General features: G+C 45.7%; 18 protein-coding genes and 1 pseudogene. 1 reads left to right on the top strand and 18 read right to left on the bottom strand.

Annotation, left to right across the window (positions count from 1 at the left end):
- Nucleotides 1-223: 223 nt before the first annotated feature.
- The 5 genes from A3GW_RS0110495 to A3GW_RS0110475 are packed head-to-tail and all read right to left on the bottom strand — an operon-like array spanning nucleotide 224 to nucleotide 4,666.
- Nucleotides 224-625: a PTS sugar transporter subunit IIA gene (locus A3GW_RS0110495; protein WP_026216702.1), complete on the bottom strand. Its 402-nt coding sequence runs from the start codon at nucleotides 623-625 to the stop codon at nucleotides 224-226.
- Complete coding sequence (locus A3GW_RS0110490) at nucleotides 625-1,446, bottom strand: PTS system mannose/fructose/sorbose family transporter subunit IID (RefSeq protein WP_018369252.1); 822 nt, start codon at nucleotides 1,444-1,446, stop codon at nucleotides 625-627. Before A3GW_RS0110490 ends, A3GW_RS0110495 begins: the two co-directional genes overlap by 1 nt.
- Nucleotides 1,433-2,344 carry a PTS mannose/fructose/sorbose/N-acetylgalactosamine transporter subunit IIC gene (locus A3GW_RS0110485; protein WP_018369251.1) on the bottom strand — a complete coding sequence of 304 codons (912 nt, stop codon included), beginning with the start codon at nucleotides 2,342-2,344 and terminating at the stop codon, nucleotides 1,433-1,435. The genes A3GW_RS0110490 and A3GW_RS0110485 overlap by 14 nt, the downstream gene beginning before the upstream one ends.
- Nucleotides 2,345-2,392: 48 nt before the next feature.
- Nucleotides 2,393-2,878 (bottom strand): PTS sugar transporter subunit IIB, encoded by a 486-nt coding sequence (locus tag A3GW_RS0110480; protein ID WP_018369250.1) that lies wholly within the window; start codon nucleotides 2,876-2,878, stop codon nucleotides 2,393-2,395.
- Between the two features lie 21 nt (nucleotides 2,879-2,899).
- A complete protein-coding gene (locus tag A3GW_RS0110475) occupies nucleotides 2,900-4,666 on the bottom strand; it encodes a glycoside hydrolase family 35 protein (RefSeq protein WP_018369249.1) in 1,767 nt (588 codons plus the stop codon).
- Between the two features lie 195 nt (nucleotides 4,667-4,861).
- On the opposite strand from A3GW_RS0110475, the gene A3GW_RS0110470 reads away from it, so the two are divergent.
- Complete coding sequence (locus tag A3GW_RS0110470; RefSeq protein WP_018369248.1) at nucleotides 4,862-5,572, top strand: GntR family transcriptional regulator; 711 nt, start codon at nucleotides 4,862-4,864, stop codon at nucleotides 5,570-5,572.
- A gap of 31 nt (nucleotides 5,573-5,603) precedes the next feature.
- Here the strand turns inward: A3GW_RS0110470 and A3GW_RS0110465 are convergent, their stop codons facing one another.
- From A3GW_RS0110465 to secA, 13 genes and pseudogenes are all read right to left on the bottom strand, one after another.
- Complete coding sequence (locus A3GW_RS0110465; protein WP_018369247.1) at nucleotides 5,604-6,776, bottom strand: SIS domain-containing protein; 1,173 nt, start codon at nucleotides 6,774-6,776, stop codon at nucleotides 5,604-5,606.
- 11 nt (nucleotides 6,777-6,787) lie between these two features.
- Nucleotides 6,788-7,555 (bottom strand): GntR family transcriptional regulator, encoded by a 768-nt coding sequence (locus A3GW_RS0110460; protein ID WP_018369246.1) that lies wholly within the window; start codon nucleotides 7,553-7,555, stop codon nucleotides 6,788-6,790.
- Nucleotides 7,556-7,662: 107 nt separating this feature from the next.
- Complete coding sequence (locus tag A3GW_RS0110455; protein WP_018369245.1) at nucleotides 7,663-8,682, bottom strand: acyltransferase family protein; 1,020 nt, start codon at nucleotides 8,680-8,682, stop codon at nucleotides 7,663-7,665.
- A 242-nt stretch (nucleotides 8,683-8,924) separates the two neighbouring features.
- Complete coding sequence (locus tag A3GW_RS0110450; protein WP_018369244.1) at nucleotides 8,925-10,019, bottom strand: low temperature requirement protein A; 1,095 nt, start codon at nucleotides 10,017-10,019, stop codon at nucleotides 8,925-8,927.
- A gap of 92 nt (nucleotides 10,020-10,111) precedes the next feature.
- Nucleotides 10,112-10,954: an alpha/beta fold hydrolase gene (locus A3GW_RS0110445; RefSeq protein ID WP_018369243.1), complete on the bottom strand. Its 843-nt coding sequence runs from the start codon at nucleotides 10,952-10,954 to the stop codon at nucleotides 10,112-10,114.
- Nucleotides 10,951-11,964: pseudogene (locus A3GW_RS11145) on the bottom strand (NADP-dependent oxidoreductase). Before A3GW_RS11145 ends, A3GW_RS0110445 begins: the two are co-directional and overlap by 4 nt.
- Before the next feature lie 445 nt (nucleotides 11,965-12,409).
- Nucleotides 12,410-12,841: an Rrf2 family transcriptional regulator gene (locus A3GW_RS0110435; protein ID WP_018369240.1), complete on the bottom strand. Its 432-nt coding sequence runs from the start codon at nucleotides 12,839-12,841 to the stop codon at nucleotides 12,410-12,412.
- A gap of 156 nt (nucleotides 12,842-12,997) precedes the next feature.
- The gene (locus A3GW_RS0110425; RefSeq protein ID WP_018369238.1) at nucleotides 12,998-13,327 is read right to left on the bottom strand and encodes a DUF4298 domain-containing protein; all 330 of its coding nucleotides are present in this window, start codon (nucleotides 13,325-13,327) and stop codon (nucleotides 12,998-13,000) included.
- A 23-nt stretch (nucleotides 13,328-13,350) separates the two neighbouring features.
- Nucleotides 13,351-14,007: a GNAT family N-acetyltransferase gene (locus A3GW_RS0110420; RefSeq protein WP_018369237.1), complete on the bottom strand. Its 657-nt coding sequence runs from the start codon at nucleotides 14,005-14,007 to the stop codon at nucleotides 13,351-13,353.
- A gap of 29 nt (nucleotides 14,008-14,036) precedes the next feature.
- On the bottom strand, nucleotides 14,037-14,564 hold the full coding sequence (locus A3GW_RS0110415) for an AAA family ATPase (RefSeq protein ID WP_018369236.1): 528 nt from the start codon (nucleotides 14,562-14,564) through the stop codon (nucleotides 14,037-14,039).
- A 60-nt stretch (nucleotides 14,565-14,624) separates the two neighbouring features.
- Nucleotides 14,625-15,728 (bottom strand): alanine racemase, encoded by a 1,104-nt coding sequence (alr, locus tag A3GW_RS0110410; protein ID WP_018369235.1) that lies wholly within the window; start codon nucleotides 15,726-15,728, stop codon nucleotides 14,625-14,627.
- The gene (gene acpS, locus A3GW_RS0110405; protein ID WP_018369234.1) at nucleotides 15,718-16,086 is read right to left on the bottom strand and encodes a holo-ACP synthase; all 369 of its coding nucleotides are present in this window, start codon (nucleotides 16,084-16,086) and stop codon (nucleotides 15,718-15,720) included. Before acpS ends, alr begins: the two co-directional genes overlap by 11 nt.
- 57 nt (nucleotides 16,087-16,143) lie before the next feature.
- On the bottom strand, nucleotides 16,144-18,684 hold the full coding sequence (gene secA, locus A3GW_RS0110400; RefSeq protein WP_018369233.1) for a preprotein translocase subunit SecA: 2,541 nt from the start codon (nucleotides 18,682-18,684) through the stop codon (nucleotides 16,144-16,146).
- Nucleotides 18,685-18,811 lie beyond the last annotated feature (127 nt).

The following is an 18,811-nucleotide window of genomic DNA, read 5'->3' as shown; positions in this document are numbered from 1 at the left end:
AAACAATCTATCTCAGCCTCTCCTAAAACTGTGTCCATAGCTTGCTCAATGAGCGTCATGCTATGGACATCTTTTTTTACTCGTCTCAACTGAGGCAAGTTAAACAGACGATGTTGGTTCATCACGAGTGCTATTACGATTTTATCGTTAGCCCTATCAATAGACGCACAAAAACAGCCCTGCGAAATCGCAGGGCTGGGATACTTAAAACCAGTAGTAAAGGTTATTCATCTTCGTCTTCATCGTTGTTGAAGAGGTCATTGAGACGTTGAATGTTGCTTGTTCCAAATTCAATCAAATCAACATCTTGGTCAAGAAGAACACCGTTCAAGAAACCGATAACCATCGGCATGTTCATGCCAACATAGATATCTAGATCAGCACCTTCTAACAGGGCTCTTGACACAACGTTTGCTGGTGTACCACCGAGTAAATCAGCGAACACAACCACATTTTCTAAACCTGCAATGGTCTCATCAAACTTAGCACGAAAATCTTCTGGACCTTCTTCTGGAAGAAGAGCGACTGTATGGATATTTTCTTGAGGCCCCATAATCATCTCTGTGGATTTTTTCAATTCTTCACAGAAACGACCATGGCTAACTAATACTAAATGTTTTCCCATTATGCCATACCAAATGCAAAGTGACCAAGAGCAGACAAACCAAGAGCCAAGAAGATGATAATCAAGATAGCCTTAGTTGAGTTCATGCCACGACGACCCAAGAGCCAGAAGAGGAAACCAGTGAAGATAGCTGGTACCAAACGTGGGAAGATCGAGTTCAAGATGTCTTGAAGGTCAATCACTTTCTCACCGATCGTTGGAGCCCATGTTACTTCAAAGTTAATCATGGTTGCAACCAAAGCACCCATCATGAAGACACCGAGAACAGAAGCGGCATCAACGATAGCAGTAAGCGTATCGCGCATAGTGGTGATGAGTTTAACACCTTCTTTGTAGGCAAACTCTAGTTGGTGCCAACGGAAGACGTTGATCGCCATAGCTACAGCTACCCAGAGGAAGATACCGATTGGGCTACCAGATTCAACCGCCATTGTCGCAGCGATAGTACCCATGATAGCTGGCACCAAGGAACCAAAGATAGTGTCTCCAAGAGGAGCAAATGGTCCCATAAGACCTGTCTTGATACCGTTAACCGCATCTTTAGAAGCTACACCTTCTTTTTCTTCCAAGGCAAGGTCAAAACCTGTGATGATGGTGTGGAAGAAGTTAGAAGTATTGAAGAATTGCATGTGCAATTTCATCATTTCTTTGAGCTCAGGTGTACCGTCTCCGTACATTTTGCGCAATTGTGGCAAAATCATGTAGAGGTAACTTGAAGACTGCATACGCTCGTAGTTCCAACCTAATTGGAAAGTAAACAAGCTACGTTTGTTGATTTGATTAAAATCCTCTTTTGTAAGTTTGTAATTAGAATTCGTCATCTTCGATTTCCCCGCTTTCTACGTTAGATACTGGTGCAGCCACCACTGTACGACGAGCGTTTTGGTAGTGAAGCACAGCCAAGAGAATACCAATGATAGAAATACCAATCATTGACAAGCCTTTGAAGTTGTTAGTGAAAGCAATAGCGGCATCTGCTGCAAGACCTTCGTTAGCAACACCAACCAAGCTAGATACAGCACCACCCAAAGTAGAGATGTTACCGTAGAGAACAGTCAACATAGCTGTCAAACCAAAACCTGCTGCTAAGTAGTGCAAGTTACGTTTAACTGGCAAGTAGTGGAGCAAGATAGCGAAACCAAGACCAGGAAGCATACGACCAGCAAGAACCAAACCGTTTGCAATCCACTTGTAGTTATCGATAGTTGCTACTAAGCTTTCAACAAAGCCACCACCGAGAGCAAGGGCAAGGAAAACAGGAAGGGCACGTGAGAGACCCCAAGGAAGGGCACCGAGTAGGTAGTTACGCTCAATTCCTTTGTAGTCAAAGCGCTCAATCGCAGCGTCAATGCGGTGTGCAAAGAATGTTGTTGAGAAACGACCTGCAATATCAGTGTAAACCAAGAGAGCCGCTACTGGAACCGCGATGGTTGTGATGGCAAGTTCAGGTTTGATGCCTTGTGCAACTGAGAAAGCTGTCGCCAAAACCGCACCAGATGTTGCGTCGATACGAGACGCACCACCGAAAGTACCAACACCAAGCACCATGAGCTGGAGACCACCACCGATCAAGAGACCAGTTTTAACATCTCCCATAATCAAGCCTGATACGAAACCAGCGAAAACTGGTGAACCAGCTGATGAAACAATCGTCAACTCATCACAGATTTGATAGAATGAGTACAACGTGAGTAAAAGTATTTGCCACCATTGAATCATGATGTCATCCTCCTAAAAATTTATTAATATTTTTTGAACAATTTTAGTTTATCTTACCTTGTCAAGCAATGGCAAGAAATCTTTAGCAGCATCGTTTGGCACCATCTGAGCAATCAATTTAACACCTTTTGCGTTGAGAGCATCAAAGTCCGCAATGTCTTTGTCAACAACGTTAATGGTACGTGTTACAGCTCTTGTTTCAGGGCTTTGTGACATATTACCAACGTTGAGTTCTGGGATGGTCACCCCATGCTCAACTAGTTTCAAGAAACGGTCTGGGCGGCGTGCAACGATGAAAAGACGTTGTGAGTCATACTTACCAGCCAGAATGTTTTCAGCTGCCTTAGCCACTGGAAGGATAGACAGTTTAACACCTGGAGGGCAAGCCAACTTCAAGCCTTGCTTCTCAATGTCGTTTTGTGCCACTTCGTCGTCGATAACCATGATACGGCTAGCTTGCAACTTAGCTGTCCACAAATTAGCTACTTGACCGTGGATGAGACGGCCGTCGATACGTGTTCCGATGATTGCCATAGAAACATGTTCCTCGCTTTTCTATAAATTTTTTATTATTGGTCTATCTGAGAAGGTCATATGCTCTCGATAACGGCCTTCGGTCTCAAAGACAACGATGTCATTGCGTCCTTGTTTTAAGTATCCCTTAGGTAGGTAGAGAGAGTATATTGGTCCTTTTTCCCAGAAACGACCGATGTTAACATTGTTGATGAAGACAACACCTTTACCAAAACCTGTCATATCAAGGTAAGTATCGGCTAAATCATCTAACTCTACCTGATAGTGGTAGAAGCTAGGCACTCCCTCCGACCAAGACCCTGTCAAATCCAGTTGGTCAACGTTGTCTAGTGGCAACGGGTACTGCGTCCAGTTGCCGATGTAGTGGAGATCCACCATCGCCCCACGACCGATTCCTTTGCGCTGAGTTGGCGCTGTTAGCTTATGACCGTAGTTAACCCGACCCATGTTTTCCACCAGAATTTTGATGTTGTTCTCAGATTTCTCCTGTGGTAGGGGAATATCCTCACCAATCTCATCTTGATATTGTGTGGTCACATGCTGGTTATTAGCATAAACTTGGATGCGGTCTCTGGCATCGATGACACGGAAACGTTCATCCTCTAACTTGTCACGTTCAATGTTCGTCTCATAAAGAATATAACCGACATTTTGCCCCAGAGCTTCCATGTTTTTCGGATAAAAGCTCTGAACACTCGGTAATTGTTCCAAGATGGAGAAGAGACTCGCTTTATGAACCAAACTGGCACTCGGATGAGCTTTAGCTGTTTTCACCAAAGGTTCTGCAAACGTGAGACTCGGATAAGTGGCTTTCAACCGTTTTTGCAGTTCGTAGAACTTACGCGTTGGATTGCCCGCCTCGTCAAGAATCGCGTCGTAGTCATAAGACGTTACCTGTGGCAAATCTTTTTGACCTCTGGCTGAGCAACCATTCATGAAACCAAAGTTTGTCCCACCGTGGAACATGTAGAGGTTGACACTGCCAAGCTCCAAGGCTTCCATCACACTGTCAGCCAGTTCCTCTGGATCGCGCCGAATCACTTCTTCGCCCCAGCGGTTGAACCAACCGTCCCAGAATTCCATGCACATCAGTGGCCATTTCTTACCATGCTCATCGAAGAAATCCTGAACGTCTTTGAAGCGTTCACGTGCTCTTGAGCCAAAGTTAGCGGTAACTAGCACATCATCTTCGATTAAGCTCCCAGCTCGCAAGGTTGCTCGCCAGTTACCATCTGATGTAAATAGCGGAGCTGTTATGCCATGTTTTGTCATGAGCTGTTTCATCTCACGAAGATAAACCTTGTCCTCACCATAAGAACCGTACTCGTTTTCGATTTGAAACATTAGAATGTTCCCACCTTGATCGAGTTGACGTTTGGCTAACTTTGGCAAAAGCCAAGCATAGTAGTCGTCAACGAGTTTGAGAAACTTCTCATCTCGTGACCGAACCCTAACATCCTCCTCTAATAGCCAAGCTGGTAACCCACCAAATTCCCACTCCGCACAGATGAAGGGAGACGGGCGGACAATGGCATAGAGCCCAAGCTCTGCTGCTATATCCAAGAACCGTTCGACATCCAAGATACCTTCTGAGGTAAACTGGCCTTTTGATGGTTCATGCATGTTCCAAGGAACATAAGTCTCAACAGTGTTGAAGCCTAAAGCCTTGAGGTTATAAAGAGAATGATACCAATCATCTGGATGAACCCTAAAGTAGTGAATCGCCCCAGACAATATTTTGAAGGGCTGGTCGTTCAAATAGAAGTCATCTGAGATAGTGAACCTCATATTTGAAACCCCTTTCCTTTTCTATGCTAATATTATATCACGTCCAACTGGTTATGACAAGTGTTTTTGAAAACTTTTTTTTATTTTTTTTTTAAAGTTTTTAGCCTTTTTTTTAGTCTTTTTTTAGTTTATTTAGTATAATGTTGTTGTGAAGTAATTTTTACCATCATTAATATGTAGAAAGAGAGTATTTTTATGAGACTTCCTAAATATCAACTCATCAAAAATGATTTAAAGAAACAAATCACATCTGGAAAATTTGAGAATGGCGACCGTTTTTACACCGAAGCTGAGCTAATCAAAATCTACGACGTGAGTTCCATCACTGTTATCCGTGCCTTGAACGACTTGGTTAAAGACGGCTATCTCGTGCGTCATCAGGGTAAAGGCACCTTCGTCTCACGCTCCCGAAAAGGTAAGGCTGTAGCATTTTCAGACATTGAACTTTTCCCAATCGCTGACGATAACGTTACTGTTTTGTCAATGACTAAAGGAAATAATCCTGAAATTTTAGAGAAACTAAATCTTCCTAAGACCAAATCTTACTATAAGATTGTTCGTGTCAGAAAGGCTAAAACAGAGCCTTATATGTATCAAGAGTCTTATATTCCTGAGCAATACATCGCCAAACCTGATGCCAAGAAAAGTCACTATGTGTCTATTTACCAACGCTTCAAACTAGACTTTGACTTGCATTTGTCAGAGGAACCATTCATTGAAACTAATGAGATTTGTCTCTCAAGACCTGAGCAAATTACTAAAGCTTTAGCACTTGAAACTGGTGAACCGACTGTTCTGCAAATTCGGACAACCAAACGTCAAGACAGTCAGGAAGTCTTGGAATACATCGAAAGTCACAAACACTGGAAATTCTACAAATTTGAGATTTCAGTAAACAAACATTAACAAACATAGCGGGGCGGGAAGCCCCGCTTTTTTAGTTGTAATCGTGAATGATAACACCTTTTACGACACGGTTAACTGTACCAGTTGCCGATGGTGTATCTGGTGTATTGTCCACCTTAACAGATGACAAGAGTGAGATAATCTGAGCCACAAACACCATTGGTAATGCGAGATAAGCATCGTCAATCAGTTGATCAGAAATCAACTCAAAGGTGTCACCGCTAAAGTTACGCTCTCCTCTTTGGGCAACAGCTAGGGTCTTCAGAGCAATCTTATCACCATAAACCTCTTCTAACAAGTCAAGGTCATAATCACGTGTATACGGATTGTTGTTGACAAAATCAACCACCAATGTTTTCTCATTGACAAATGATTTTGGTCCGTGACGGAATCCCATAGACGAATCAAACATGGTTGACAATTTTCCTGCTGTCAGCTCAAGCACTTTGAGCTGGGCTTCGCGTGTCAGACCAGCCAACGGCCCTGACCCCAGGTAAACGATCCGCTCAATGTCCAAGTCGACAATCGCTTTGATATCTTCTTCACGGCTAGCAATATCGTCAGCCATACGGGCAATCTCTTTGACCACAGCTGTTTTAGTTGCCAAATCTTTGCTCTCATCAAAGACTAAAAGTGCTGATAGGAGCATGCAGGTAAAGCTACCTGTCATAGCAAAACCAGCATCGTTTGAGCGACTTGGCATGAGAAGTAAGCAGTTGCGCTCATCTCCCTCAGCACGCTTAGCCAGCTGTCCTTCAGGCGCACAAGTGATGGTCAAGTGGAAAGCATTTGGCACGATTTGGTTAGCCAATTCAACAGCTGCCACACTCTCAGGGCTATTACCTGAACGAGCAAAGGACACCAAAAGCAGAGTTTCGTCAGCAAAAAGGTGGTGGAAAGGGACAGAGACCAAGTCTGTTGTGCCGACACTTTCAAAGATGTAACGGCTACGGTCACCGTTGGCCTTCAGATAAGGGAGAATCGTATCCCCAACATACTGAGACGTTCCAGCGCCTGTGAAAATTACTTTAACACGCTTGTTTGGGCTGGTTTCACGCACCTTGTCTAGGAAAGCGGTGATTTTCTCTTGGGCTGCGGTATACAGCTCAAGCGCTTCTTGCCAGAGTTCTGGTTGCTGGCGAATTTCACGCGTCGTGATTTCGGCTCCCAGAGCTTCTAGCTTGTCTTTAGATAGTTCAAACATCTAAGTTCCTCCTATTTCTTTTTATTAAAATTAAGACCAAAAAATGGTTTTTTCTGTTGACGATGGGTTATCTTGTAGCGGAACTGGTCTGCCCTGGCGACGCTAACAGTATACTCGATGAGCTTGTTTTTGGCATTGTACGATTTCCGTTGCAACTGCAAAACAGGACTGTTTTCTGGAATAGCCAACCACTTGGCATCATAATCCAGAGCCAAACTAGCAAAAAACTCTTCTTCTGCTAAGCGTATCGGTTGCTTATAATCTTCCGCAAAGACATCGTAAAGGGGCTTTTTCTCTAGCAGTTCCTGACTGAGCTCAGGAAAATAAGCTACTGGTATATAAGAGATTTCAAGCATCATCGGCACTTGGTCGGCTAGCCTGAGCCGCTCCAAAATGTAGACCTCCTCTCCCTCTCCTAGTCCCATCTGCTCACTCAGTGCTCTCGGTGCTAAACTCTGGCTAAAGGAAATAATCGTCGTCGATGGCACCTTGCCCATCTTTTTCATCTGCTCAGTAAAACTATAGGCAGCTGATAAATCGACCACCGAGCTACTAATCTCTGAAACAAACGTTCCTTTTCCCTGTTGCTTATAAACAAGACCTCTACTCTCAAGCTCCTGCAAGGCCAGACGAACCGTGATTCGGCTCACACCATATTTCTCTGTCAGCTCCCTCTCGGACTGTAATTTGTCATTGACAGACATCTGTTCTCGAATCGTGGTTTCCAGTTCGTCAACCAGCTGAAGATAGAGAGGCTTGTCACCTGTTGTTTCAAGCATTACATTTCCTCCCAACTTGTTATAACCACCTTTTTATTGTAACGCTTTCAGAAAGGTTTGTCAAGGGTTTTTATAAAAAACAAAAAATAAAGAACATCTTTTTGTGTTTAGATGTTCTTTTTCGTTCTTTTTGATTTGAGAAATAGCAGAGCTATGACATGACTACCGATGAGGGCACTAGTAAAAGCTAGACGCCCTTGCTGCCAACTGCTTAACTCATCTTGCCTGAAGGCAAATAGGCTTAGCTCGATGAAGATTGGATGAACAAAGTAAATGATCATACTCAGGTCTTTCAATGAGCGACCTGACCAGGGCACTGCGGTCGGGTAATGCAGGCACCAATTAAACAGACTGAGGCTAAAGATGGGGAGAGTCAGAAAGAAATTTTTATCTAGTCCTTGACGAGTAAAAATCAGACTGGCCTCGGCTAAAAAAAGCACCAAACTAATAAGGACTTTCCAACCACGATTTCCTGCAAAGATAGGGTGATCTTCCTTATCCGCTAGAACTTGCCCAAGGTAGAGGAACAGTGGCGCAAAGAAGAGTCCGTTTCTGCTGGTGAGGAAAACTTGGGCGTAAGATCGATAAATGGTATCAAAGACCGTCCCCTCTAAGTAACCTGTATAGGTCTCGATACTCCCAAATAAGTAAAGCAATAAGATGAGACTAAACAGTAGCCAACTTGGTAAATAGCGCCGCCCTGCTTTGACCAAAAACAAGCCCTGCAAGAGAGCCGGAATGTACCACAGCTGGTAGCATACCCCCACATAAAGTAAGCCGACCAAGAGCCCGATAGGCAAAAGGTAAATAGGCAAGCTAAGTTGCTGAAAATAAAAGAAAGCGTAAGGCAGATAAACCATACTCCAAATCACATAGGTTTTGAGAAGCTTTCGGTAATAGACCGTTTCTGCTCGAGGCGAATTTATGGCTTTTTTCCTTAAAAAATAAGCCGAGCTGATAAGAAAGAAAGGGACAGCTTGACGAGCAAAAATACTTTTAGCGATAAAATGATAAGCAGGATTTTCAAAGAGACTGCCACTATGCACCACCAAGACCCCGATTGCAAAGAGGTACTGGAAACTAGACAGCATCAAATAGGTATTCTTGTTATGCTCATTACTAGACATCAACGTCCTCCTCTCATTTCTATCATAGCAAACGAAGAGGATTTTGTCAGATGTTTTTAGTTGGTGACTCGCATAAACGGATAATGATGTAGGAAATTCAAAACAACTAGCCCGCTAATCTCTCACAATCCCCAAGTTAGCTTGACGATATGGACTTAGGGTTAACACATTTTGCTTCACCAACTGAGCAATGGCTAGACGAGAAATTTGGTTCCCTCCGATCACCTTTCTCTTAGTTGACCTTATTTTATGTAAAATCGAGCAAGAAGGGTGAAGATACTGATGAGAACAAGGCTTGTCACCATGAGCACATCTCGTCCGTCCAGCTGCCCAACAAAACTCGTCACGTACCCCAGTCCAAGGCAACCAGCCATCATCGCCAGTTGACTCTTGTTCAGACGGTACTGTGGCTTATTATAGGGCAAATGCCCCATGATACCGATGATCAAGAGCAGTATCCCTCCATAAAGCAACTGGGTCGCTAGCTGTTCTGTGTCTTCTAAAAATAAGCCCAAAGCAGTGGTCACAAAACTTAGACCAAAAAAGATGAGGTAATGCAAATAAATGGCTGCATTCCCGGTGATACCGCTTCGCTTTGTTTCAATCAAATGATCCATCTCAATGATGTAAATCATAAATAGACTAATCACCACTAAAAATACAACTAGTGACGTCACGGAGAAGTTAGCTGAGCTAAAGTAAGGCACAATGCCGATAATCATTTCCCCGAAAGTAATGATGACGAGAAGGGTTAAGCACTCAATAAGATGGGGAAAACGAATGAGCGTCAGTCCTTCTTCGATTTTTCCTGAAAATGACCGTGTCAGCAAACCAGGTAAGAGCCAAGTGATGAGGATTCCACCAACTGCTAACGGGAGACCGTACTGGTAAGGCAGAAAACTGACGAACAATAAGGCTGTTGACCGCAATCCCAAGACGATGAAGAATTGCCAAATCAGGCGCCTATCTGCGTCCTTGTGGCTAGTGCTGTATACTATCATATACTGAAGCAAGAGCAAGACTGAAATCACAGCCATCGGGAAAATAAACCAGATAAAGTGTGTTGACCAATCTTCTGTAATAGCCCTTGACGACAGGAGCAAGCAGACCATCTGCGCAAACATAAAGGCAATATTGGTTAGGGAATTCTTCCCAAAACGGTTGGTAAAGACCATCTGTACCATCCAAGAGTTCACATAGAGGATTAACCCCGTCGTAAAAGCAAAAACCGTTCCAAAAGAAAGCTCTCCGTGGTGCAACAGGCCTGTAATCTGACTGACTGCATAGACGTAAACCAAATCATAAAAAAGCTCACTCAATTCAACTTTTTTGTGCATACATTTTCTCACTTTCTGATGATGATTATAGCACAATTCCATCTAGAAAACACCAGAGGTAAATCAAATTTGCTCTTCTTTAATCCGAAGACTTACGTTGTCATCTCCAAAAATACTTGTAGCGTTTTGGCAAAGTCTTCGGCGTATTGGAAAATCGAGCCATGCCCTGCCTTGGGGTAGATAATCAGCTGGCTATTGGCAATCTTGTCGTGCATGATGAGCGAGTTTTGGGTTGGGACCTGCATGTCCTTGTCGCCGTTAACAATCAAGGTTGGCTGCTTGATGTGACTGAGGTCATCTTCTGCGGCTTTTCCCCACCGCTTGATGGCTCTGAGCTGGGTCAAGAAGCCTTGAACCGACATGGTTTCATCTGCAAAGGCAGCTGCTCTTTGCGCCATCCGCCCCAAGACCTTTTCGGCTTCCAAACGCCCTTGGTCATCGTGATTGTAAAAAATATAGCGTTTGGGATCGACACGATTTAGCAGCGCCTTTGCCATGTAGCGAAAGGTCTTACCCGTCACACGGTCAATCTCAAGGCCCCCGCGGTGACCTGTCCCAGCCAAGACCAAGCGATTGACCATGGCACTTTCCTGACGCACCATTTCTTGGGCAATCATGCCACCCATGGACAGTCCCAAGAGGTTGATACGGTCATAACCGAGGGTTTTGACAATCGCGATGGCCTGCGCTGCCATTTTGGGAATGGTGCCAGCCACCTTCCCCTGACTAGCTCCGACACCGGGTAAATCAAACACGATCACATGCTGCTGCTCCGCCAGCAGGTCCAGTAGTCTCGGATCCCATTGATCCATGGTGGCAGCCAAGTGCGTCAGCATGACGAGAGGCAAAGGAGACTGCCCCTGTCCTAATTCACGGTAGGCAATCTTGTTGCCAAAAACGGTCAGGTACTGGTTTCCTGTCTGTACATAACTCATTTCTTGCCTCCTTCAAAGGTTAAGACTGTTTTGCCTCGTGAGCGACCATTAGCGACCTTATCCAGAGCAGCATTAACCTCTTCAAAGGGGTAAACCGTATCAATAGATGGCTTAATCTGGAGCTGACTAAAGAGGTCTGCGACTTCCTGCAACTGCTTGCCATTGCTCTCGACGAAGATGAAATGGTAGGCCACACCGTACCGCTCTGCCATTTTGTCAAACTGACGACCAACCAATCCAAAGAGGACTTGCTTCCATTTAGGAAGATGCATGCGTTTAGCGAAAGCGCCATTTGGCATCGCTCGCAGGGAGACGAGTTGACCGCCCTTTTTCATAATGCTCATCTGCTTCTCTGTCTCTGCCCCGCCAAGGGTATCAAGCACATAGTCCACTTGGCTGAGGGTCTTGGTGTAGTCCTCAGTTTTATAGTCGATAAAGCGGTCTGCCCCCAAGGCTAGAACCCACTCCGCATTTGCCCCATCACCGTTGGTGATAACGGTCAAGCCTTTGGCCTTAGCGATTGGAATAGCCATACCACCGACACCGCCTGTTCCTCCAGAAATGAAGATCGTCTTGCCAGCCTGTGCCTCCATCAGCTCCAAGGCCTGCATGATGGTTAGGGCAGTCAGAGGAATCGCTGCCGCTTCGACATCTGTCAGGTAGTCAGGCACGGTAGCGAGAGCTGCGGCATCTACTGCGACATACTCGGCAAAGGCGCCAATCTGACCCAGCGGCAAACGGGCAAAGACACGGTCACCGACCTGAAACTGGCTCACACGACTTCCAACAGCTTCGACCAGACCAACCACTTCATTGCCTGCGGTCTATGGCAAGTTATAAGAGACAATCATCTTGACTTCCCCACAGGAAATCATGTTGTCCAACGGATTGACACCCGCTGCAGTGACCTTGACCAAAACTTGGTCAGCTGTGATACTTGGCTTGGCAAGTTCAGCAAAGGTTAAGGTGATATTTTTCTTATTATAAGTGGTGTGTTGTGCTGCTTTCATAATATTCTCTTTTCTAATATTTTTTTGTGGACTGATTCGCACATCAGTCTAGCTAAGTATGAGCCTGTTCATTTCTAAGAATGGGGTGAAGAATACCACTCTTTGATTTGTACTTGATACAGATACATTGTTAGGGACAGTATGACAATCAGCAACCCTCTCCTTTAATCCGCTAGGCTCCTCCGCTGAAAAAACCTCATGACGGAAATTTCTCGTCAACCTGCCGCTTCAACTAATCGCTTTCAGACGGTACTAGCTGTCTAGATTTCAAGCTCGCTCTGCCAGGCATGCTCCAGACCCTGCCAACTATCAGCTTGATAACAACTAATAAGAACAAAAATCGGTTTGTTTGTACTTGTATCCGATACAAGTTCATTTCTCCCCAAAATCAATCTGGCTGTCAAAAGCCAGATGAGAAAAAACTGGTTTCCTATCCCTTCTACTTTCAAACAGATTGCTGACCAGCAGACTGGTAGAGATTTGCAATCACTTGAGCCAGCGTTTGATGAGCCAATTCCAGTTCAAGTTGTCGCTCAACCTTGGCAAACAAGGGGGAAATCGCTTGTTCGATGTGCTTGCCTACTGGGCAGGCTTGGTTTGGCTGCTGGTGGGTGTGAAATAGCCTTATCTGTTCAACTTCTTGGGTCGCACGATAGATGTCCAATAAGCTGATTTCCTCTGGCAAACGCGTCAGCTGGTAGCCTGTTTTCCCCTGATGGGAAACAATCAAGTCTGCTCGCTTCAGCAGAGCGACTACTTTACGGATATAGCTCGCGTTGGTGCCCACACTTTGGGCCAAGGCTTCAGACGAGACCTGTCGACTGGTCTCAGAAATATAGGCTAAAATATGCAGGGCAACTGAAAATTTAGTATCCAAGAGCTCCTCCTTTTTTAGTTGTTCTTGTATCTGATACAAGTTTATTGTAACTCAAGCAAGGTCCCATGTCAAGTGAAATGTCCTGTTTTTTCAGCAACATCTTTCTCTTTGACTGGGACTGGCGCTGATGGTAAGTGATGAGGCCCCTAAGACTTGCTAAGCATGGTCAGCTGTTTTGGCTAGTACCTCTTGCATTTGCTGACCGAGTGCGATAAGATCTTCTGCCAATTCTTTGTAATCAAGCAGAGCATTGTAGATGCCGTCTTCTGACAGCACCCCTCGTTTGAGGCCAGATGGTAACTTTCCTGCCTCGTCTAAGGCTAGGTGTTCTCTCCACTGCTGGCTACCATAGTAGGCAAAGAGCTCTTCTGCTCTTGTCAGCTGCTCAAACCCAAGCCTTACTTGCTGCTCCATGACGTTTAGCCACATCAGCTGCTGGGTTAATTGTTTTTCCATTTGGGTAATGTGTTCCGTTTCTTGGGACATGCTCTCTTCCTTTCATACCATCATTAGTCGTTCTTTTTAGGCAATTCAATCACATACGTGTATTCCTTATACATCGTGTCAATCGTAAAATGGGCTAAATCTGCCTCTTTTGCCACGATATAAATCCCCTCACGGAGATAATAAGGCTGAGGTTGACCATCTTGACCTGTCAGACGGATTTGCTGAGCCCTTAAGTCAATCGCAAAGCTCGGTTGGGGAAGGTCTTTTGGAACTCCGACCACCAACCAATCTTGACAGACAAGCTGCCCGCCCCATTTTTGGTAGAGGTGATTGGCTGCGTCACCCTCACGGGTAAAGATAGCCAATTTTTCCACCCCTTTTTCCAAAAGCTGGATGTAGGCTTCTTGATACAGAGCCTGAGCAATGCCTCGCCCCTGATAATCAGGATGAACAGCTAGATTGGTAAAATACGCCACCTTATCCGCAGGAGCATAGAGGTATTTACGGCTATAGTCTGGATTGTAGATATCAATGTCTAACAAACCAACAATCTGCCCCTCTTCTTCTACTACCAACTCGATTCTATCTTCAAAAACAGTTTGGTCACGATCAGGCTTAGTTGGTTCACGATCGTCAAAAAAAGGGGAAAAGAGGTAGCTGAGGGCTTTGGTATAAACCCAACCCTTCTCATCAGAGGCAATGTAAGGGCGAATAATCATGAATTTCCTTTCTGATAGAGCGCAGCCAGTCAGGCAGGTGGCTGCTTTATGAGCTGGACAACCTGTTGCGTTTGCTTACTATTACGGCAACGATAAACTTGACCAGAAAAATCAGCCAGGGCTTGTTCCAATTTTGGATAAGTGGTTTTCGGGAACTGCCAAACAAACTGTAAAAATGCCAAGTACTCTTTATCCAATCGCTCCCTGAACTGCTCTGCCATGTCGGGGCGCTTCGCCCCGAACAAGACCGCTTTAAGCGTCCGCACCAGCACACGGTAAAGGCAAAGCCAGCGAGGGTAGTCCAGCCAGAGAACCGTATCCGCCTGCTGGAGACGCTGAGGTAGGCGATTGGCATAATTACCATCGATTATCCAAGCCTCATGCTCAGCCATAAATGTCTCGACCTGCTGACTAAAAGCCTGCCGGGCCTGGGGCGAATAATCTGTCGCATGCCAAATCCTATCCAAATGCAAGAGAGGTAACCCTAGCTCCCTACTGAGTGTTCTAGCCAAGGTGGACTTCCCCGCACCTGGGCAACCGATGACGATTAGTTTCATTGATTTCTCCTTGAAGTTCCATACGATTAGACAAAACAGCTTACCAGATTTAGTCTGAGGCTAATCATAAACCCTCGGAACACGGTCACTAATCAGGCAGGCCAGTTCGTAGTTAATGGTCTGACAGTGGGCTGCGGCCTCCGTGAGGGTGATCTCTCGCTCACCGCTAGTTCCCACCAGAACCACCTCAGTCCCCAGGGGATAAGCCTTGGGCAACCGAACAGTCAGCTGATCCATCGACACCCGCCCAACGATTGGACACTCCTGACCATCAACCAGTACATGAAAGCCCGCCAAATCTCGGATATAACCATCTGCATAACCGATAGGCACTGTGCCAATCACCTCTTCACCAGCACTGTGATAGGTTGCCCCGTAGCCAATAGCTGAGCCTTTATCAACACGTTTGACCTGTACCAATCGAGAACTTAACCCAAGAGCAGGCTTGAGAGGGTAAGGTAAGGGCAGGGCAGTTCCGCTCGGATTTAGCCCGTAGATTGAGACCCCCAGACGAACCGCATCAAAAATAGTCTCTTCCTGCCAAATCGCTGCCGCTGAGTTGCTGGCATGAACAAACTCTGGCACCCAGTCTAACTGTTTCAAATGCTCCTTAAACTCTGATAATTGTGTCCTAAGGTAGCGATCATCTGCTTCATCTGCTGTCGCAAAATGCGTGAAAATACCAGAGATAGCCACTCCAGCGACTGATAAACATGCCATCGCCTGTTTGGTCTCTGCCGCTTGTCGGAACCCCAGACGCCCCATACCACTGTCTATTTTCAAATGTACCGTCAGTTGCGACAGGTCAACGCCCTCTTCCTGCGCTGCCATTACCCAATCAAGGCTTGCCACCGTGAGGGTGATATCGTTAGCAATAGCCAACGGCACGTGCTGAGGCAGCACAACTCCCAATACCAAAATCATCTCCTGCAAGCCAGCTTGCCTCAACTCAATCGCTTCGTCAAGATTAGAGACACAAAAACCAGAGACCAAGTCGCGAATGGATTGAGCGACGGCAACAGCACCATGACCATAGGCGTCTGCCTTAACAACTGCCAACGTTTTGACAGGTTTTGGCAGGTGGGCGATGATTTGCTGAATGTTACTACGGATATGGTTAAGATTTACGGTCGCCCACGTTGGACGATGCAGACTAGTGACCATGCTCTCCTCCTTCTAAAATCACACTGGCTTGGGCAAACGAGCCCGAATGACTGATCGATACATGAACCTTCCCTTCAAAAGGGTGCTTGGTAAAAATAGGGCGACCTCTCTCATCCGCTAGAATTTCCAAATCTTGAAAACCACAGCCTTTAACAATCCCTGTTCCGTAAGCCTTGGCAAAGGCTTCTTTGGCTGACCAGCGCCCAGCTAGGTGTTCTAAACGCCGTGCTTCTGGGAGATGCTCAAAAACGGTGAGCTCTTTTGGCCTTAGAATTTTTGAAATGATGGCGGGCTTTTTGACAATGAGCTCTGCGATTGCCCCCATATCCTGCAAATCGATGCCATGACCAACAATCATGTCTTGCCTCCTGACGAAAATACGATAAAGCAGCTTTCGCCACCCTATCGTATCAGCTTAGACCACGTCCGTATGTCGGGCGTGACAGTTTTTATATTTTTTCCCAGAACCACAAGGGCATTTTGCATTGCGCTCAATCCCTGACAAGTCAAGGTTTGCAGACGCTTGCACCACTGTCCCAATCGGTTGAGCTGCAATGTTTTTAGTTGCAGTTGTCCGGGCTTCTTGAGGTGCACGCTCGCGCTCCTGCTCATGAATTTGAGCCTTCATCATGGTTCTTGTCACTTCAAACTCAATGCCACCAATCATGTCTTGGAACATTTGGAAACCTTCTGACTGATACTCAACAATCGGGTTATTTTGAGCGTAACCACGCAGACCAACCGCACTGCGCAACTGGTCTAAGCCGTCGATATGGTCTGTCCATTTGTTATCCACAACCATCAAAATCAAGACCTTTTGGAACTCAATAACGGCAGCCTCATCGCGCAGTTTAGCGATTTGTGAATCATAAACCTCAATCGCTCGGTCGTAAAGATAGGTTTTAATCTCTGGGAATTTCAAGCCATCAATGTCCTGAATGCTAATCGCATCTTCTGGCAAAAGCACCGTGTGAGCAAAGTTGATGATTGACTCCAGTGCTTCCTCGCGTCCGAGACGACTATGGGCATCAACATTACGCGCGATGGTTCGTTTAATCATGCCCTTGATTTCAGGACCGAGGTCACGATTAGCTGTGATGACATCATAACGTTGGGCGTAGATGATTTCCCGTTGCTCACGCATGACATCATCGTACTGAAGAACTTGCTTACGGGTATCGTAGTTGTTACCCTCAACACGTTTTTGCGCAGCCTCAACCTGACTGGTCAAGAGTTTAGACTTAATAACTGCTTCATCTTCAGTCAAATTCATGCGCTCAAAGACTGCCTTGATACGGTCAGAACCGAAACGACGCATGAGATCATCTTCCAGAGAAAGGTAAAATTGAGATTCACCTGGATCCCCTTGACGACCAGAACGTCCGCGGAGCTGGTTATCAATCCGACGGCTCTCGTGGCGCTCTGTTCCGATAACGCAAAGACCACCCAACTCACGAACGCCCTCTCCCAGCTTAATGTCTGTTCCGCGTCCAGCCATGTTGGTCGCAATAGTAACGGCATGGCGTTGACCTGCGTTCATGATGATTTGAGCTTCTTTGGCATGGTTTTTAGCATTGAGCACCTCGTGTGGCACACCAGCCTGCACCAAGAGACGGGAGATGAGCTCTGAGGTTTCAACCGCTACCGTCCCAAGAAGGACAGGTTGCCCCTTTTCATAGCGCTCTTTGACATCTGCGACAACTGCTTTGAACTTAGCCACCATGCTCGGATACAACAGGTCTGCATGGTCAATCCGAGCAATTGGACGGTTGGTCGGAATAGACACAATCCGCATGTTATAAATTTCACGGAACTCTTCTTCTTCTGTTTTACCCGTACCGGTCATCCCTGCCAATTTCTTGTACATCCGGAAGAAATTCTGATAGGTAATCGAGGCAGAGGTCTTAGTCTCATCCTGAATTGGAACATGTTCCTTGGCTTCGATGGCTTGGTGAAGACCATCAGAGAACCGGCGACCTTCCATGGTCCGACCAGTAAATTGGTCAACGATAAGAATCTCTTCTTTGTCGCTCACAACATAATCAATGTCCAAGGTCATGATGTAGTTAGCACGAAGCGCATTATCGATAAAGTGTGTCAAGGTGACATTTTCAACGTCATAGAGATTGTCAAGTTTGAAGTAGGTTTCTGCCTTATCAATCCCAGAATCTGACATCCCGATGGTCTTAGTTGACACATCAATGATGTAGTCGTCTGGTGTCAAGGTCTTAACAAAATGGTCTGCCAACAAGTATAGCTTGCTGACGTCTGAGGCTTGCGCACCAGAAATAATAAGCGGCGTTCTAGCTTCGTCAATCAGGATAGAGTCCACCTCATCGACCAAGGCATAGTTAAGCGGGCGCTGTACCATGGCTTCTTGGCGGACAACCATGTTGTCTCTGAGGTAGTCGAAACCAACCTCAGAGTTAGTGGTATAGGTAATGTCACAAAGGTAAGCTTCGCGTTTCTCGGCTGGAGACTTCGCCGCAAGGTTAATCCCCACAGACAAGCCTAGGAAGCTGTAAAGTTGCCCCATCTCAGTCGCATCGCGCTCTGACAAGTACTCATTGACAGTGACCACGTGTACCCCTTCGCCAGCTAGGGCATTGAGGTATACAGGCATGGTAGCCGTCAAGGTTTTCCCCTCACCCGTTCTCATCTCAGGCACATCCCCATGGTGTAGGACAATCCCACCCATGATTTGCACACGATAAGGGTAAAGACCGAGAACACGTCTGGCCCCCTCACGTACCACCGCAAACGCTTCTGGCAGAAGCTGATCTAGTGTCTCTCCCGCCTGATAACGCTGCTTAAATTCAATCGTTTTTGCCTGTAATTCTTCGTCTGTCAAAGCCTCCATCTCATCAGCATAGGCTTCAACTTTTTTTGCTAGTTTTTCTAGTTTTCTCAACTCGCCTTTTTCATTTTCAACGAGCTTACGTACGATATTTGTCATGTCGATTCCTTTCGAGTATACAATCAGTTTATTTTATCATAATCACCTTATAATTTCAAGGAAATGCTGAGGGTAAGCAGGCTATCGCTTAAAATTTGTTCTACATTGTGATGAGTCTCGCTTGTAA

It is taken from the genome of Streptococcus entericus DSM 14446 (assembly GCF_000380025.1).
GTDB lineage: Bacteria > Bacillota > Bacilli > Lactobacillales > Streptococcaceae > Streptococcus > Streptococcus entericus.
The sequence above is the reverse complement of the archived record's forward strand: the minus strand, read 5'-3'. Positions and strand labels throughout refer to the sequence as shown.

What these genes read in the sequence shown, in the direction of transcription:
- A3GW_RS0110495 (WP_026216702.1), bottom strand. Translation starts at nt 625, where the DNA reads ATGGGAAAACATTTAGTATTAGTTAGCCATGGTCGTTTCTGTGAAGAA.
- A3GW_RS0110490 (WP_018369252.1), bottom strand. Translation starts at nt 1,446, where the DNA reads ATGACGAATTCTAATTACAAACTTACAAAAGAGGATTTTAATCAAATC.
- A3GW_RS0110485 (WP_018369251.1), bottom strand. Translation starts at nt 2,344, where the DNA reads ATGATTCAATGGTGGCAAATACTTTTACTCACGTTGTACTCATTCTAT.
- A3GW_RS0110480 (WP_018369250.1), bottom strand. Translation starts at nt 2,878, where the DNA reads ATGGCAATCATCGGAACACGTATCGACGGCCGTCTCATCCACGGTCAA.
- A3GW_RS0110475 (WP_018369249.1), bottom strand. Translation starts at nt 4,666, where the DNA reads ATGAGGTTCACTATCTCAGATGACTTCTATTTGAACGACCAGCCCTTC.
- A3GW_RS0110470 (WP_018369248.1), top strand. Translation starts at nt 4,862, where the DNA reads ATGAGACTTCCTAAATATCAACTCATCAAAAATGATTTAAAGAAACAA.
- A3GW_RS0110465 (WP_018369247.1), bottom strand. Translation starts at nt 6,776, where the DNA reads ATGTTTGAACTATCTAAAGACAAGCTAGAAGCTCTGGGAGCCGAAATC.
- A3GW_RS0110460 (WP_018369246.1), bottom strand. Translation starts at nt 7,555, where the DNA reads ATGCTTGAAACAACAGGTGACAAGCCTCTCTATCTTCAGCTGGTTGAC.
- A3GW_RS0110455 (WP_018369245.1), bottom strand. Translation starts at nt 8,682, where the DNA reads ATGTCTAGTAATGAGCATAACAAGAATACCTATTTGATGCTGTCTAGT.
- A3GW_RS0110450 (WP_018369244.1), bottom strand. Translation starts at nt 10,019, where the DNA reads ATGCACAAAAAAGTTGAATTGAGTGAGCTTTTTTATGATTTGGTTTAC.
- A3GW_RS0110445 (WP_018369243.1), bottom strand. Translation starts at nt 10,954, where the DNA reads ATGAGTTATGTACAGACAGGAAACCAGTACCTGACCGTTTTTGGCAAC.
- A3GW_RS0110425 (WP_018369238.1), bottom strand. Translation starts at nt 13,327, where the DNA reads ATGTCCCAAGAAACGGAACACATTACCCAAATGGAAAAACAATTAACC.
- A3GW_RS0110420 (WP_018369237.1), bottom strand. Translation starts at nt 14,007, where the DNA reads ATGATTATTCGCCCTTACATTGCCTCTGATGAGAAGGGTTGGGTTTAT.
- A3GW_RS0110415 (WP_018369236.1), bottom strand. Translation starts at nt 14,564, where the DNA reads ATGAAACTAATCGTCATCGGTTGCCCAGGTGCGGGGAAGTCCACCTTG.
- alr (WP_018369235.1), bottom strand. Translation starts at nt 15,728, where the DNA reads ATGGTCACTAGTCTGCATCGTCCAACGTGGGCGACCGTAAATCTTAAC.
- acpS (WP_018369234.1), bottom strand. Translation starts at nt 16,086, where the DNA reads ATGATTGTTGGTCATGGCATCGATTTGCAGGATATGGGGGCAATCGCA.
- secA (WP_018369233.1), bottom strand. Translation starts at nt 18,684, where the DNA reads ATGACAAATATCGTACGTAAGCTCGTTGAAAATGAAAAAGGCGAGTTG.